Raw genomic sequence first — 1,347 nt, forward strand, 5'->3', positions numbered from 1 at the left:
TATTAAACAATAAGATTGAAATGAGTATAATTTCTTTGAACCAAATTGGGGAGCAACATAAAGTGGCTCCTAAAAAAAACATTTGACTTCATTCAGGATAAAAATAGCTTTTCTCAATACATTAAAGAACCAATCTTTTTTACCCGTAAACGAAGTTTATGTTTTCCAGTAGTTGTTTCTACCATTTTGAATCTTTTTAAAGAATCCGTAGAATATAACATTGCTATAATTCTGCCTGGTTTATCGTTAAAAGCTGTAACTGGGGCAGCCTTTTGCAAGGCCCGGTATAAAATATCTCTATCATTTTTCAAGGACCTGAACAAAATACTAACAGATTATCATGGAGAGAATCCACCGAAGTTTTGGAGTGGATATCGATTGATTGCAGGCGATGGTTCTACCGTTGGTCTACCACCTTCAGCGCAGGTTAAAGATTTTTTTGGGGCCTATTCAGAAAAAGGGAATAGTGTTAAGAGTTGCCTGGCGCAGATTTTTATGTTTTATGATGTTTTTAATGGATCAATTCTTTCATACCGGATATCAAAGATGGAGCATACAGAAAAAATGCTTTTTAATGAATGCGTTGAAGAACTGCCATCCTGTAAATCTATAATTATTTTAGACCGCGGTTTCGGATATTTCCATATCTACAAAAATCTCTGCACACTAAATCGGGATTTCTGCATCCGGATAAAGAGTTCGCAGTCCTTCTTTGCAAAACGGATATCCCTACAGACTCAAAATGATTTTATAACAGAATGGGAACCAAGTAAAAATGAAAAAGAGTCTTGCTTAAAATATGGATTAGACACTGAAAAAATTAAAGTCCGGGTTACCAAAATCAAACTAAAAAATGGGGAAATAGAAGTACTTGTATCTTCCCTACTGGATATAAACAGGGTATGCCAAGAAAATATGAAAGCACTCTATATGTTAAGATGGCCTGTGGAAGAAGGTTTTAAAAAACTAAAGCCAAAGATGAAACTTGAACAGTTTGGTGCTCGAAAACCAGATGGGATATTCCAGGAATTTGAAGCGCACGTATTTATGATGAACCTGGTTGCTTTATTAGGCGCCCAGGCTCAGAAGGAAATTGACACGAACAAAAAAAGAAAGGTAAAATATAAATACAATTGGCAAAATGCTTTCAGGTTTGTAAGAAAAGTAATTATACAAATACTAAATACAGTAGACCCCTGGCAGATAATTCAATCCCTTATTAAACTTATAGCATCTTCTAAAATCCCAATAAAACCAGATAGAAGCTTTGTCAGGATAACATTTAAAAAAAGGAAAAACAGGCTTCACCAAACATATAAATAGCTTAAGTTAATAGCATTGGTGTCC

Annotated in this window: 1 protein-coding gene; it reads left to right on the forward strand. The window is 34.6% G+C overall.

Annotated elements, in window-relative coordinates; translation table 11 throughout:
* Positions 1-186 precede the first annotated feature (186 nt).
* Positions 187-1,323, forward strand: a complete 1,137-nt coding sequence (locus tag HWV58_RS24240) for an IS4 family transposase (RefSeq protein ID WP_175636580.1) — start codon at positions 187-189, stop codon at positions 1,321-1,323.
* The last annotated feature ends 24 nt before the right edge of the window (positions 1,324-1,347 follow it).

The organism is Pedobacter ghigonis (assembly GCF_903166585.1).
Taxonomy (GTDB): domain Bacteria; phylum Bacteroidota; class Bacteroidia; order Sphingobacteriales; family Sphingobacteriaceae; genus Pedobacter; species Pedobacter ghigonis.